Genomic DNA, 15,166 nt, shown 5'->3' with positions numbered 1-15,166 from the left:
GAGCAACTGCCGGCGTAACCGAGCGTACACCGCGTGTTCGACCGTGCGACGGGGTCCCGTCTTCCGACGCATCCGAGATTCGGCGCAACTTCGGCGCCCCGCGCGAGAAGCTTTCGTCTCGGGGGCGGTTCACCGAACCGGTGTGACACGACGACCCCCGGTTCGTGCCCCCCGATGCGATCGTCGCGCGTCTCGAACGTTCGTTTTCGGTATCGAATTTGAAAATTAATTTTAGTACTAGAAAAAGCGTATATGATTTCGGGACCGTGGTATGAGTAGGCAACCCATGCCTTGCAGACACGCACGTACACGAAAGCGGGACCAGGGAGAGACGCGGGGCTTAGAGCGGCGCGAATTCGTGAAATCGGCGCTGACTATCGGCGGAGCGAGCGCGCTGTCGGCGACGATGGCCGTGACCGGGCTCACAGGCACCGTCGAAGCCGGTGACGACAGTTCCGGGCCACCCGACCGACGCAATCGCCAGCACGCCTGGGCGGACTTCCTCGAGCGTAACGCGCGGGACGTCCCCCACTTACCCACCCACCAACTGTTGCTCTTTCTGAACTACGACCGTTCCGGCGAACCCGTTCCGGCGGACCGCCGCGAGATGGAAGCGACGCTCAGCCAGATCGAGGACGCCTTCCAGTGGAGCAACGAGGGAGTGCTCTTTACGGTGAGCTACTCCCGGGCGTACTTCGATCGGTTCGACGAGGATCTTCCGCAGGGAATCGACCTCGAACGGAATCAGGAGTTCATCGATTCGCTCGACGTTCCGAACGAGGATCCGGTTCCCGAGGACGCGGAGGTACTGCTCCACCTCTCGAGCGATACCGTCGCGAACCTGCTCGCGGTCGAAGAAGCGCTCTGGGGGGAGATGGACGGCCTCAACGGCGTCTCGTTCGAACACACGCTCGAGGGACTCTTCGATCGGCCGACCGACTTTCCCGACCGTCGGACCGGCTTCGTCGGCGGCGGCGCCCCTCGGGAAGAGATCGACCGCGACGACATTCCCGAGGACGCTCCGCTCTCGATGGGATTCGAGTCCCTGTTCCAGGACAACGCCCCCTCCGAGGACGACGTGACCATCGTCGAGAATCAGACGCTCGGCGAACCCATGCCGCCGGGTGCGTTCGCCCAGGGGTCCATCCAGCACGCCTCGAGCCTGAACATCGACCTGGACTCCTGGTACGACGATTCGCTCGAGATGCGCACCGCGCGGATGTTCAGTCCCTACCACCACCCGGACGAGATCGGGGAAATCGCGGACGAACTCGGCGACACGACGGATCTCGCGGGCCTACCGATGCGCGACCCGGACGCCGACGACGACGTCGCGCGGCGGACCCAGCGAGACGCCGAGGAGTTCGAACTGGTCGGCCACCTCCAGAAGCTCGTCCGCGCCCGGTTCGACCTGAGCGAGCGGGACTCGGACGGCGAATCCGACGGCGAACTGGACACGACGCTGCTCCGGCGGGACTTCAACACGACCGACATGGAGACGGAATCCGGACTGCACTTCGTCGCGCTGATGCGGTTCAACGGATACATGGCGTACGTCCGAAAGGCGATGAGCGGCGTCGGCTTCCAGGGGAGCGAGGAAATCCCGCTGATCGACGAGGACGAGGGCCCGCAGGGCGAGCCGTTCGTCGACCACGACGACGTGGACATCCCGGACGACGCGAACGGGTTCCACAGCCAGATAGAGGCGACCCGCCGCGGGAACTTCCTGATTCCGCCGCTGTCCATGCGATCGTTGCCCCCCGCACGGGGGACGACGTGCGAGATCGACGTCTCGCCCCGAAGGCGCGATCAGGTCGTCGATCTCGGAGAGCGGTACGTATCGGTGGCGGTGTTCGATCCCGAGGGGCGTCAGGAACGGATGAGAGAGGTCTATTTCGGACGACCGGTTGCCGCCAACCAGCGACGCGCCGCGGAGCCGGTGTCGAGGTACTTCTACGACATCACTCGCGACGGCACCACCGACGTCCTCTTCGTCTTCAGGACGGCCGAACTCGAGTTCGAACCGGGCGAGGAAACCGGCCGAATCGTGATGTACAACGACCGGGGCGAACCGTTTCATCGGACCATCGACCTCGTCGTAACCGCGGACGATCGGGAACGAGTGTGGCGATGACGCGCTGAACGCTCCCGCGCATCACCACCTCTATTACGACGCCGGGAAAAGCCACCATCCATGACACACGAGGGCTCTCGACGTCTGTACGACCGGGCGCTGTCGGTCATGCCCGGCGGCGTCAACTCCGCGGTTCGCGCGGCCATCGAACCGTATCCGTTCTTCGTTCGAAAAGGGGAAGGCGGTCACGTCATCGACGCCGACGGCAACCGATACATCGACTGGGTCATGGGACTCGGTCCGCTGCTTCTGGGCCACGACCTCCCGGAGCAGGTGCGAGCGGCGATCCAGCGGACGGCGAGCGAAGGGCCGATGTACGGCACGCCCACGCCGGTCGAAGTCGACCTCGCGGAGTTCGTCGTCCGACACGTCCCCAGCGTCGAGAAGATCCGGTTCGTCAACTCCGGGACGGAGGCGACCGTCTCCGCCGTTCGACTCGCGCGGGGGTACACCGGCCGGAACAAGATCGTCGTCATGCAGGGCGGGTACCACGGCGCCCAGGAGTCGACGCTGGTCGAGGGCGACGCCGAGAACCCGCGGCCCTCGTCGGCCGGCATTCCGCAGTCGTTCGCCGACCACACGATTCCCGTGCCGTTCAACGACGAGGACGCGATTCGCGACGCGTTCGAGAAACACGGAGACGACATCGCGGCCGTTCTCACCGAACCGATCCTGGGCAATTACGGCATCGTCTACCCCGAGGAGGGGTACCACGAGTTCCTCCGAGAGATCACCGCGGAACACGATTCCCTGCTGATCTTCGACGAAGTGATCACCGGCTTCCGCGTCGGCGGCCTCGGCTGTGCACAGAGCGAGTTCGGCGTCACGCCCGATCTGACGACCTTCGGAAAGATCGTCGGCGGCGGCTTCCCCGTCGGCGCGATCGGCGGCCGCGCCGAGATCGTCGAACACTTCGCGCCCTCGGGCGACGTCTTCCAGGCCGGCACCTTCTCCGGCCACCCCGTCACGATGGCCGCCGGCCTCGAGACGCTCCAGTTCGCCGCGGAAAACGACGTCTACGACCACGTCAACGGCCTCGGCGACAGACTCCGCAACGGGCTGACCGAGATCGTCGCCGACCAGGCGCCCAGCTACACCGTCACCGGCACCGACAGCATGTTCAAGGTGATCTTCACGCGGGAAGGGCCGAGCGGCGTGCACAGCACGCCGAATACCGAGAGCGGTGATAACAGCGAACAGGGTCCGGATTCGCTCGAGGAACAGTGCGAGGCCGGGTGCCGACAGGAGCCGACCTGCCCGCGCTACGACTACTGTCCGAAAAACGCCGCGGACGTGAAAAACGCCGAGACCGAGCGCTGGCGGCGCATCTTCTGGGGACAGATGAAAGAACAGGAGGTGTTCCTCTCGCAGAACCAGTTCGAGTGCCAGTTCGTCAGCTACGGCCACACCGAGGAGGACGTCGAACGCACGCTCGAGGCGTACAAGGAAGCGCTGTAGCAGTCGTTGCAAATGTGGTCTCTCTCCGACTGAAGTAATCCGTGTGACATACCCGTATGGGGAACACCACGAGGGGTATTTGTCCAGAGGTGTTCGTTCCCTCCATGAGCAACGACGAAGCGAAGAGAGCAGTCGATTTACCGAGACAGTCACGCTCGACGACGTACTCGGCGTTTTCGACACCGTAGAAGGTCCAGTAGTTACCTCTGGGGATGTTGCTGAAGCGCTCGATTGCTCCCGGGAGACTGCGCGTCGGAAGCTCCGAACGCTCGAAGAGCACGGACGAGTCGCCGGTCGAAAGACGGCTGGGAGAGTCGTCTGGTGGATCGTCGACGAGCAGGAACCCGTGCGGGGGATCGATCCGGACGACTCGTTCTGGGAATTCGAACCAGGATCGTCGGGCGAGTCGGATGTCTCTGAAAAGGTCGATGAAGTCTTGTACGGTAAGGAATCGGCATGAGCGGCACAGGCGCAACGCCACTATTCATCGACACTGGTGCGTTCTACGCGAGAGCGGATACAGACGACACGCACCACGAGGACGCGATTCGCCTTTTCAGTGGTATTCGGACCGGCGACACACCTACCGGCCGCTTTACACATCTCAGGCTGTTCTCTCTGAACTTGCGACGTTGGCCCTTTACAAACTCGGTCACGACGCTGCTATCGAAGTACTGACTGCCATCTTGGAGTCGGAAAGCGTGAATATCATTCCAGTCGGTACGTCCGCGTTCGAGGCTGCGGCGGAGCAGTTTGGGGACGACGATGACCAGCAGATATCGTTCGTAGACCACACGACCAGTATCCTCGCCGATGAGCGTGGTGTCGAACACATCTTCGCTTTCGATAGCGATTTCCGGACGTTGAGCTTTTCACTCGTTCCAGCGGACGTCCACCTTCCTGATAGATAAAGCGGACGCGGTTCAGTCGTCGTCGCTGGCCGGCTCGACGGACCCGCGGTCGGCTATGAGCCGATCCGCGATGACGTGCTCGCGCGTCTCTTCGGCGGTCGCCTTCCGCTGGAACAACAGCTTCGCGGCGACGTCCCAGGCGAAGACGACCGCACCGAGGATCAACAGCGTGTCGCCGGGCATCCGCAGCCAGAACAGCGTCTGGATCAGCCCGCCGTTGTAGAACTCGAGGCTGCGAGCGGCCGCGTATCCCTGGGTGAAGGCGGTCTCGAGCTGGAGGAAGCCGACGGGGAGCAGCGACAGGAAGATCATCAGCGCCAGCCCGACGTTACAGAGCCAGAACGACCAGCGAAGGCGTCGGTCGGTCCAGCGGGCGTCGCGGGTGGTCACCCGGAGGATGTAGACGGCCATCCCCATCGCGAGCAAGCCGAAGGCGCCGAACATCGCGCCGTGTGCGTGCGCGACGGTGAGGTACGTGCCGGTCTCGTAGTAGCTGATGATCGGGAGGTTGATGAAGAAGCCGATCACGCCGGCCCCGAAGAAGTTCCAGACGGACGAGGCGACGATGAAGTAAAACGCCATCCGGTAGGGGAAGTCGGACCCCGCGGCGTCCATCGCCCGGTACTGGCCGAGCGCCTCGGAGAGGATGAACAGCAGGGGAATGAACTCGAGGGTGGAGAAGACGCTGCCGATGGGGAGCCACACTTCGGGGAGGCCGGCCCACCAGTAGTGGTGTGAGACGCCGATGATGCCGCTGCCCATGACGAGTGCGGCCTGGAAGATGACGGCCTTCTCGGCGGATTTCTTTTGCAGGAGGTTCATCGAGACCAGCGTCAGGGCGATGACGACGAGGATGAAGAATTCGAAGACGCCCTCGACCCACATGTGAACGACCCACCAGCGCCAGAACTCCGTCACCACGATGTTCGTCCGGGGCGTGTAGAGGAAACCGGCCGTAAACAGCAGGCCGATCGAGCCGCCGGCGTAGACGATCATGTGGGCCAGCCCGTACCGGGGCTCGCGGTCGAGCAGCGGCTTGAAGCCGCGGGCGACGAGGACGGTCCAGCCGAGGAAGCCGACCAGGAGGCCGACCTGCCAGACACGGCCGATCTCGAGGTACTCGAGGCCTTCGTTGCCGAGCAACCACCAGAGCTGTCCGCCGAAGACGTTGTTGATGCCCAGCCAGATGCCGGCCAATGCACCGACCGCGACGACCAGCAACGCGCCGATCAGACCCTTCACGTACAGCACCTGTTTCGGCGGTTCGCGACCGGTCAAAAGCGGCGCGAGGAAGAGGCCGGCACCGAGCCACATCGTGGAGATCCAGAGGATACCGAGGTCGACGTGCCAGGTCCGAGCGATCGACCACGGCAGCCACTGGAGGACGTCGACTCCGATGGCCTCGCGGAGGCCGAAGAAGCCGTCGCGCTCGACGTAGTAGTGGGCGAGCAACCCGCCGAGGAACGTCTGGGAGACGAACAGCACCGCGCCGATCAGGACGAATCGGGTACTCAGGAGTTGGCTCGGCGTCAGGTCGATCTCCCGCGGATGCGGGACCGAAACACCGTCCGCCTCGGGTTCGGGGAGTTCGACGGACCGGTAGAGCCAGACGGCGATTCCGGCCCCGCCGACCAGCAACACCATCGCGATGACGCTCCAGATCATCACGGGGCCGCCCGCGTCGTTGCCCGCGGCGGGGGAGTACGGCCAGTCGTTGGTAAACGAGGTCGCCGAGCCCGGACGATCGGTGTGGGAGATCCAGGCGGTCCACAGCGCGAAATCGGCGAAGTCTTCCGCCGCCTCCGCGCTCGGCACCTGTCCCTCGGGGATTCCGCGTTCGCGGTCGCCATCGTGGTAGCGCTCGACGTAGTCCTCGCGGACCCGCTGGTGAGCGTACACTTCGGCGGCGGAGTACTGGACTCGCGAACCGTACTCGCTCGACTGCAGTTCCCGGCGGACTCGCTCGTCGATCCCCGCCTGCACGGTGGCGTCGAGGGCCGTATAGTTCTCGCCGTGGCGTGCCTGCGCGTAGTACTCGCGCATGTACCCGGTCTTCGACTCGAGCGCGTCGGCAGTGTAGTCGGTGTCGTAGTAACTCCCGCGGCCGAGGATCGAGCCCTGGTTCATCAGGCCGTTCTCCTGAAAGACCGCCTTGCCGCTCCGGACGTCCTCGCTCGTCGCGATCGATTCGCCGTCGGGGCCGACGATCGTGTCGGGAATGTCGGGCGAGTTCGCGTAGGAGAGCCAGGCTCCACCGCCCATGACGATGAGGTTGGCGACGAAGATCACCGCGAGGAACGTCGCCAGCTGTTTTCGTTTCACCTTCATAGCGGTCGATAAGAGGGGCGATACCCCCGTCAATCGGCCCGCTATTTCCTATGGAGTGGAAGCGGTGGGGAACGTGTTCGCGCGACCGACTACGGGGAACGAGACGGTAGTTCGAGGACGGTCTTCGGATGGCGACGCGGTAGCGGGCGGTCGATACGGTCGATCGGCGCGGTAGCGGGCGGTGCGAGGAACGCCACGAGTCGGATCGATCCGTAGAACCGAAACGGCGGGCACCGGTCCGTCCGAGTGCGCCGGACCGGCGCGGCTCTCGTGGTACAGCTCGTCGAAGCCGGTTTCGTCGCTCGAAAAAACGCGAGTCAACTGTCCGATCGTCGACGGCTCAGTCGGCTGCCGTGACGATAGCGTCCTGGTAGCCCGAGATCGCATCGAGGACCGCCTCACGGTCGCCCTCGTCCACGTCGAACGCGACGAGCGCGTCCTCGAGGTGACCAGCGATCGCCTGAAAATCCGACGGGGTAATGTCGAGGTCGGCGTGGGCGGTTTCCATCGCCTCGCCCGAGTATTCGACCGGACCGCCCGCGACCGAACTGATGAACTGCGTCTGATGTGCGCGCTGTGCCTGCATATCGACGTCGTCGAAGTAGTGTGCGACCTGTTCGTCCGCCACGACGCGGTCGTAAAACTCGTCGACGACGGCCGTGATCGCGTCTTTACCACCGAGTCGCTCGTACAGCGAATCTGCCATCGGCTCGTACGTACCTGCCTCGAGTAAATAAACTTCAGCACGAATGTCTGACGGAATAAATTTGTGCGCGAGACACACGACTACCGTCGAACGCCGCGGTATCGGCGGTCGGTACGGTCCGCAAAATCCGCTCCGACCGTCCCAGCAGCGTGATCTCACGCTCGCTCGGCTCGCGGTCGGTCCGAATCCCGCACGCGGGCGATCGAATCGCGGGCCCGTCCGACAAGCGTGCGCTTTTCATACCTCAGGCTCGGACTGACGGCTATGAGAACGCGCGGGACGCTGCGACTGGCGACGAGGGGGTCGGCACTCGCCCGGCGACAGGCCGCCCTGGTGAAGGAGGCCTTAGAGGAGCGCCGGTACGAGGTCGAACTCGTCACCGTGGAAACGACGGGGGACCAGATCAGAGACGAGTTGATCCACCGACTCGGGAAGACGGGCGCGTTCGTCCGCGAACTGGACGAGCGCGTCCTCGAAGGGGACGCGGACGGGGCGGTCCACTCGATGAAGGACATGCCGACCGAACAGCCGACTGCCCTCGTGACCGCCGCGGTTCCCGAACGGGGCCGACCGGGCGACGTCCTCGTCACGCCCGACGGCTCGAGCCTCGAGGACCTCCCACGCGGCGGGACCGTCGGCACCTCGAGTCTGCGCCGGCGCGCGCAACTGCTCTCCGAGCGGCCGGACCTCGAGGTCGAGCCGCTGCGAGGGAACGTCGACACGCGACTGGAGAAACTGCTCGCACCCGCGTTGCAAGACGAACACCAGGAACGGACGGAAGCCGACAAAGAACGGAAGGGGAACGTCGGCAACGAAGACTTCGAACCCGAGTACGACCGCACCGTCGACGACTGGTTCGACGATCTCTCGGAACTCGAGCGGCAGGCCCTCGGTCGCGAAGTCGACACCGAGTTCGACGCGATCGTCCTCGCGGCGGCTGGCCTCGAGCGAAGCAATCTCACCCGTTCCGTCGACTATCGGGAGCTGCCGACGGGAACGTTCGTCCCTGCGCCCGGACAGGGGGCGCTCGCGGTGACGGCAAGAGATGGGGAGACGGCCCACGAGATTCAGACCGCGATCGACCACCCGCGGAGCCGCGTCGAGACGACCGTCGAACGAACGATCCTCGCCGAACTGGGTGGCGGCTGTATCGCGCCGATCGGTATCTACGCGGTCGTCCAGGGGGAGTACGTTCACGCGACCGTCAGCGTCTTCGACCGCGACGGTGAGGAATCGGTGGCCGCCACTCGCGACCTCCCCGTCGAAACGCACGCCCGGGCCGCCCGCGAGTTCGCACGGGACCTCGCGAACCGCGGCGCGTCGGAGCTGATCCAGGCGGCCCGCGACGACGCGAGCGACGGCGTCTCCGAGGAAGATAAGCCCGAGGGGAAGTAGCTAGCGAGTACCGAATGTCAGCACCCGATACCGACGTCGAGCCCGGAACCGTCTATCTCGTCGGAAGCGGTCCCGGCGATCCCGAGCTGTTGACCGTCAGGGCGACGCGCCTGCTCGAGGCCGCGGATATCGTCCTCCACGACAAACTCCCGGGACCGGAGATCATCGAGTCGCTCCCGGAAGACCGCCGCGAGGACGTCGGCAAGCGCGCCGGCGGCGAGCGCACCCCGCAGTCCGAGATCAACGAGCGGCTGGTCGAACTCGCCCGCGCGGGCAAGTCCGTGGTCCGTCTCAAGGGCGGCGACCCGTTCGTGTTCGGCCGCGGCGGCGAGGAAGCGGAGTACCTCGCGGCCCACGAGGTTCCGTTCGAGGTCGTCCCCGCGGTTACGTCCGCCATCGCCGCGCCCGCCGTGGCCGGCATTCCGGTCACCCACCGCGATCACGCCTCCTCGGTGTCGTTCGTCACCGGCCACGAAGATCCCACCAAGCCGGAATCGGCCGTCGACTGGGAGGCGTTAGCCGCCACCGGCGGCACGATCGTCGTCCTGATGGGCGTCGGCCGACTCCCCGACTACACGGCCGCCTTACGCGAGGCCGGCATGGCACCCGACACGCCGGTCGCGCTCGTCGAACGCGGAACCCGGCCCGGCCAGCGGGTCGCGACGGGCACCGTAGAGACCATCGTCGACGTGCGCGACGAAGCGGGCATCTCCCCGCCGGCGGTGACGGTGATCGGCGACGTGGCGGGCACGCGCGAGTCGGTCGCGAACTTTCTGCGCAACGACTACGGCGCGGCCGCGGATACCGAGCCCGACGCAGCGGCCGAATCCGGAGGCGAGGACTGACCGATGACCGCCGCACCGACCGTGGCCGTCTTCCGCCCCGACGACGACCGCCTCGAGCGAGCCGTCGCCCTGCTCTCCGACCTCGGCGCGGAGCCGGTCCCCGACCCGATGCTCGCCGTCGAACCGACCGGCGCGACCCCACGGACAGACGCCGAGTACGTCCTCTTTACGAGCAAGACCGGGGCCGAACTCGTCTCCGAGGCGGGCTGGGAAGCCGGCGCCGAGACCGTCTGCGCGATCGGCCCCGCGACGGCGGACGCGCTCCGCGAGGAAGGGTACCCGGTCGACCTCGTCCCGGAGGAGTACACATCCAGCGGGCTCGTCTCGGCGCTGGCTGGCCGAGTCGGCGGCGAGCGCGTCGAAGTCGCTCGCAGCGATCACGGGAGCGCGATCCTGATCGACGGACTCGTCGCGGCGGGCGCGTACGTCCACGAGACGGTCCTCTACCGGCTCGTGCGGCCCGACGGAACCGGCATCGCCGCCGAGATGGCCGCCGACGAACGGCTCGACGCCGCGTGCTTTACCTCGTCGATGACCGTCGAACACTTCCTCGAGGCCGCCGCCGAGCGGGGGATCAGCGAGGCCGCGCTCGCGGGACTCGACGCGGCGACCGTCGGCGTCATCGGCGAACCGACGGCCGAGACGGCCGCTGAACACGGTATCGACGTCGATCTGATAGCGAGCGAGGCCACCTTCGAGCGACTCGCCGTCGAGACCGTCGACGCGGCGACGCCGACCGACGGTGAGTGACCGCCGAATCGGTCGTCAATCTTTTGATCTGACGGGAGACATAACAGTTCATGGATCGACTGCCGAGGACTCGACCGGTCGCGAGCGCTAATCCTCGCCGGAACACACGCGAACGGGACCGAATGCGATGAGTCGACGCCGGCGAGCGTTCCTCGCGACCGCGGGAAGCGTCGCCGTCGGGGGCTGCGTGGCACTCAGAGCCGACCCGAACACGTCCGAGAACGACGACCCGGGACCCCCCGTCGCACCCAATCCGCCCTCCGAACCGAAGCCGCAGCGAACGACGATCGGATTCGGCGGCGACACCATGCTCGGTCGCAGACTCAACGGTCTCTACGGCGGGCCCGACGACGATCCGACGGCCGTCTGGGGAGACCTCCGTCCCCGCCTCGAGTCGCTCGACGCCGTCTGCTGTAACCTCGAGTGCTGTCTGTCGACGCGGGGTGAACCGTTTCCGAATCGGGCGTACCACTTCCGGGGCGATCCGGCGTGGGTCATCCCCGCGCTCCGCGCCGGGAACGTTCGGTTCGCGGCGCTCGCGAACAATCACGCCATGGATTACGGCCCGGTGTCACTGACCGATACGATCGACGCGCTCGAATCGGGCGGTATCGAGTGCGCGGGAACCGGCGCGACGCCGGACGCGACCCTCGAACCGGCGACGTTCTCGGCGGGGGACGTCTCCGTCGCCTGCGTCTCGGTTTCGGATCAGGGCGGGACCTACGCCGTGACCGACAACCGGCCCGGCATAGCCTACGTCGAGACCGACCCGGAGAACGCCGAAACGCAGCGGATAGTCGGAGAAGCGCTCGAGCGCGCGCGAGCGCACGATCCGGATCTGCTCGTCGCGTCGGTCCACTGGGGACGGAACTGGATCGAGCGACCGAGCGACCGACTCGTCGCGTTCGGCCACTGGCTCGTCGATCAGGGCGTCGACCTCGTCCACGGCCACAGCGCCCACGTCGTTCAGGCGGTCGAACGGTACGGGGACGGCGTCATCCTGCACGATACCGGCGACCTCGTCGACGATTTCGGGGTCAAAAGCGGTGTGCGGAACGATCGGAGCTACCTCTTCGAGGTCACACTCGAGGACGGGCGGTTCGAGGAGGTGCGGCTGTTCCCGATCGAAATCTACGACAGGGTCACGCGCGCCAGCGAGGAGACGGCGGCGTGGCTTCGGGAGACGATGCGCGCGCGCTCGGCCCCGTTCGAGACGACGTACGAACGGGACGGCAACTGTCTCGTGGTTCGACTGTGACCGTCTCGGTCGCGATCACTCGTCGGCCCGTTTCGCACGCCAGTGATGCTTCGAGCGCGGCGAGAGCCGTCGATGGAGCCACGCCCGAGCGGAAGGCCGTCCGGACGCGCATCCTGAAATTTATCCCGTATGGCGACCCATCGTCCACCGATGAACCGATGACAGGGCCGGTTCCCGAACTCGAGGATCGCGCGATGGCGTGCGCCGAACGGCTGTGTACGGCCGATCGCGTGCTGCTCGCCTCGCACATCGACGCCGACGGGCTGACGAGCGCCGCGATCGCCGCACAGGCGCTCGAGCGGGCTGAGATCCCGTTCGAGACGGTCTTCGAGAAGCAACTCGACGAGCACGCGATCGACGCGATCGCGGATACCGACTACGACACCGTCCTGTTCACCGACTTCGGGAGCGGCCAGCTCGACGTGATCGGCGAGTACGAAGATGCGGGCGAGTTCACGCCCGTCGTCGCGGACCACCACCAGCCCGCCGATCGGGAGACCGACTACCACCTCAACCCGCTCCTGTTCGGCATCGACGGGGCCTCGGAACTGTCGGGAGCCGGCGCGAGCTACGTTCTCGCGCGAGCGCTCGCGGCGACGTCGGACGGTCACCCGAACACGGCAACCGACGGCGGTGAGCGATTCGGTGAATCGCGATCCTCGTCGGAACGGAGTGCCGACGGCGGGACCGTCGCCGAACCGGCAGGAACGGCGGCCCGCGCGGACAACCGCGATCTGGCCGCCCTCGCCGTCGTCGGAGCCGTCGGCGACATGCAGGCCGCCGGCGGCGAACTCCACGGCGCGAACGCGAAGATCGTCACAGAAGGCGTCGAAGCCGGCGTCGTAGAGACCGGCAAGGACCTCGCGCTCTACGGGAAACAGACCCGGCCGCTCCCGAAGCTGCTCGAGTACGCCACGGACGTTCACATCCCCGGGATCTCGAACGATGCGAACGGCGCGCTGCGATTCCTCGACGGGCTGGATCTCGAGTTGAAACGCGACGGCGAGTGGCGCCGTTGGGCCGGCCTCACGAACGAGGAAAAGCAGATCGTCGCCAGCGCGCTCGTCCGCCGGGCCGTCTCGCGCGGCGTCCCGGCACCGAAGATCGACGGGCTCGTGAGCACGGCCTACGTCCTGAGCGAAGAGCCCGTCGGGACGGAACTCCGGGACGCAAGCGAGTTTTCGACCCTGCTCAACGCGACCGCACGCTACGAGCGCGCCGACGTGGGACTCGGCGTCTGCCTCGGCGACCGGGCCGGCGCACTCGAGCGCGCACGCCAGCTGTTGCGCGAACACCGACGGAACCTCTCGAACGGAATCGACCTTGTTACCAGCGAAGGCGTCACCCAGGAGGATCACGTGCAGTGGTTCCACGCCGGGAGTCGCATCCGCGAGACGATCGTCGGTATCGTCGCGGGAATGGCGATGGGAAACGCGGGCATCAGCCGCTCCAAGCCGATCATCGCCTTCGCAGAGAAGAACGACGAGGAAGTGAAAGTATCCGCCAGGGGGACTCACTCGCTGGTACGCAAGGGACTGGATCTCTCGACCGTGATGGGAGACGCGTCCCGCGCCGTCGGCGGCGACGGCGGTGGTCACGACGTCGCAGCGGGTGCGACGGTCCCGAACGGAAACGAAGACGCGTTCATCGAACGCGCCAACGAGATGGTCGGTGACCAGCTCTCCTGACGCAATCGGTGAGCGAGTGTCGGACTTGCAGCGCGGTCGATGATCAGGATCGCCATGGTCGGCGAGGACCCATCAGCGCCCGGCCGCACCACCTCTCAGGTCGATCGATCCATCGACGCCGGAACGGTCGGCAGCAACGGCGCGCGCGAGGTGAACATGTATGCCGTCTTGCGAATCGCGCCCTTGCCGTACTGAACGGCGCTCTTGCGAATTGGCGTGCGTTTGCCGTGGATCTGCGTCCGTCCCTCGAGGATCGCCTCGACGAGGTCGTCGCCGTCGATCTCGGCCTTCGTCGGGTTCGCCGAGTCGGGCGCGACGATGACTTCGGTGTACGCCTTTCCAACGTTCGGGAGATAGTGGGCGTCGCTGGCCCCGATCTGTGGATAATCGCGCCGACGCGCGAACGTTCGGGCGCGCCGATTCCGGTAGCCGGTAAACAGCATCGAGTTGTACGTCTCGATCGCGTCGGCGTCGTCGATTCGACGCTTTCGGACACCGTGACGGCTGCGCTGGAACGGGTGTGGGACGATCGCGACGCCGCCCGACTCGCGGACGGTTTCGACGGTCTGCATGAACGGCTGGCCCGGATCGGGGCGTTTTTCGACGCCGACCGCGAGCAGGTGGCCGTGCCGGGTCGAGACCTCGACGCCGGGGATACCGATCAGTCCGTACTCCGGCGCGAGGTCGGCAGCACGGCGTGATTCGCCGATTTCGTCGTGATCAGTGATGACCACCCCGTCGAGTCCGATATCGGCAGCGTGCTCGAGAATGAGTTCGATCGGTTCGTGCCCGTCGTAGGACTCGTCGGAGTGGACGTGAAAATCGATCGCAAACGGAATCTGAGTTGTCATTGGAGGTCGCAGATAGCTGGGAGCGGAGTCGCTACCGGCAATACCTCGTTGCCCAGTATAAACACTGTGCTGCCGATCGGAATACCCACCCCCTGGATTCAATATAGCATTATCGGGTGTACGGTGGTAGATTACCCGCGCTCGAGAACCGGCGGCGCGAAGCCCGGCGCGTCCGCAGACGCGGATGCGCGCCGAACACGTTCGTTACCGTGGGTGCAAACACCGGTGCAACGCAATCGATGCGAGCAGTAACGTCACCCGTACCCAGTGGCACCCTCCTCCCGACCAAATCGCACGCGAGAGCGGGCCACCCGGCCGCGGTCCGAGAGGGACCATCGACGTCGGCGACGAGCGAATGCGATCGTCGGCGTGTGTCGCTGCGCTACGTGGACGTGGACGAGTGGGACAGCCCCTGCGGAACGAGATCGGAAAGACGGACGCTATCCAGCACGTCGTCGACTTTGGACGGCCCGTCGACCGCCGAGACGGTGTCGTGAATACGCCGCATACACTCGAGCAGTCCGTCGACCGCGGCCCGGCGCGTCGAGACGCGCCCGATCGATCGGGTGATCGCCCGGTCCACCATGAAGTACCGATACCGGAGCTCCCAGCACCGACAGAGGCCGAGTCCGGGATGCGATCGATCGGCGACGGTACTGTCCGCGATCAGTTCGATCGGCGGATTGCTGTGCCGATAGATGAACCGATCATCGCCGTGCTCCGCAAGCCCCCATCTCGGCGGCAACGCTTCCCGAGGGATGGGGGCCTGGTCAACAGCCATGTGCAGCGGTATCGCCCAGAGCGGGAGTGTCCGTTCCGCTTGCGTACGCTGGCTTCATTAT

The 15,166-nt window shown here is 65.9% G+C and carries 12 protein-coding genes; 8 read left to right on the top strand and 4 right to left on the bottom strand.

Annotated elements, in window-relative coordinates:
- Positions 1-286: 286 nt before the first annotated feature.
- The 3 genes from NJT13_RS12035 (at position 287) to NJT13_RS12020 (ending at position 4,503) form a co-directional block, all read left to right on the top strand.
- Positions 287-2,134 (top strand): DUF7405 family protein, encoded by a 1,848-nt coding sequence (locus NJT13_RS12035; RefSeq protein ID WP_254521879.1) that lies wholly within the window; start codon positions 287-289, stop codon positions 2,132-2,134.
- Between the two features lie 60 nt (positions 2,135-2,194).
- Positions 2,195-3,592, top strand: coding sequence for a glutamate-1-semialdehyde 2,1-aminomutase (gene hemL, locus NJT13_RS12030; protein WP_254521878.1), 1,398 nt, complete (start codon positions 2,195-2,197; stop codon positions 3,590-3,592).
- 212 nt (positions 3,593-3,804) lie between these two features.
- On the top strand, positions 3,805-4,503 hold the full coding sequence (locus NJT13_RS12020; protein ID WP_425499752.1) for a type II toxin-antitoxin system VapC family toxin: 699 nt from the start codon (positions 3,805-3,807) through the stop codon (positions 4,501-4,503).
- Positions 4,504-4,515: 12 nt separating this feature from the next.
- On the opposite strand, the gene NJT13_RS12015 is transcribed toward NJT13_RS12020, so the two are convergent.
- Both NJT13_RS12015 and NJT13_RS12010 read right to left on the bottom strand, forming a co-directional pair.
- Entirely contained in the window at positions 4,516-6,831 is a 2,316-nt protein-coding gene (locus tag NJT13_RS12015) for a nitric-oxide reductase large subunit (RefSeq protein ID WP_254521876.1), read from the bottom strand.
- Positions 6,832-7,171: 340 nt separating this feature from the next.
- A complete protein-coding gene (locus NJT13_RS12010; protein WP_254521875.1) occupies positions 7,172-7,537 on the bottom strand; it encodes a group I truncated hemoglobin in 366 nt (121 codons plus the stop codon).
- Between the two features lie 264 nt (positions 7,538-7,801).
- Between NJT13_RS12010 and hemC the strand changes: the two genes are divergently transcribed.
- The 5 genes from hemC to recJ all read left to right on the top strand — a co-directional run bounded on the left by hemC (position 7,802) and on the right by recJ (position 13,473).
- Positions 7,802-8,932 carry a hydroxymethylbilane synthase gene (gene hemC / locus NJT13_RS12005; protein ID WP_254521874.1) on the top strand — a complete coding sequence of 377 codons (1,131 nt, stop codon included), beginning with the start codon at positions 7,802-7,804 and terminating at the stop codon, positions 8,930-8,932.
- Between the two features lie 14 nt (positions 8,933-8,946).
- Positions 8,947-9,777 carry a uroporphyrinogen-III C-methyltransferase gene (cobA, locus tag NJT13_RS12000; RefSeq protein WP_254521873.1) on the top strand — a complete coding sequence of 277 codons (831 nt, stop codon included), beginning with the start codon at positions 8,947-8,949 and terminating at the stop codon, positions 9,775-9,777.
- Between the two features lie 3 nt (positions 9,778-9,780).
- Positions 9,781-10,527, top strand: coding sequence for a uroporphyrinogen-III synthase (locus NJT13_RS11995; RefSeq protein WP_254521872.1), 747 nt, complete (start codon positions 9,781-9,783; stop codon positions 10,525-10,527).
- Between the two features lie 127 nt (positions 10,528-10,654).
- The gene (locus NJT13_RS11990; RefSeq protein WP_254521871.1) at positions 10,655-11,785 is read left to right on the top strand and encodes a CapA family protein; all 1,131 of its coding nucleotides are present in this window, start codon (positions 10,655-10,657) and stop codon (positions 11,783-11,785) included.
- 158 nt (positions 11,786-11,943) lie between these two features.
- Positions 11,944-13,473 carry a RecJ family nuclease gene (gene recJ, locus NJT13_RS11985; RefSeq protein WP_254521870.1) on the top strand — a complete coding sequence of 510 codons (1,530 nt, stop codon included), beginning with the start codon at positions 11,944-11,946 and terminating at the stop codon, positions 13,471-13,473.
- A 95-nt stretch (positions 13,474-13,568) separates the two neighbouring features.
- Here recJ and NJT13_RS11980 read toward each other — a convergent pair whose 3' ends face one another.
- Both NJT13_RS11980 and NJT13_RS11975 read right to left on the bottom strand, forming a co-directional pair.
- Positions 13,569-14,324 (bottom strand): CehA/McbA family metallohydrolase, encoded by a 756-nt coding sequence (locus NJT13_RS11980; RefSeq protein WP_254521869.1) that lies wholly within the window; start codon positions 14,322-14,324, stop codon positions 13,569-13,571.
- Positions 14,325-14,706: 382 nt separating this feature from the next.
- Entirely contained in the window at positions 14,707-15,105 is a 399-nt protein-coding gene (locus tag NJT13_RS11975; protein ID WP_254521868.1) for a hypothetical protein, read from the bottom strand.
- Positions 15,106-15,166 lie beyond the last annotated feature (61 nt).

Origin of the sequence: Natrinema caseinilyticum, from assembly GCF_024227435.1 — an archaeon.
GTDB classification, from domain to species: domain Archaea; phylum Halobacteriota; class Halobacteria; order Halobacteriales; family Natrialbaceae; genus Natrinema; species Natrinema caseinilyticum.
Note: the sequence above shows the minus strand (reverse complement) of the source record. Positions and strands in the feature narration are given on the sequence as shown.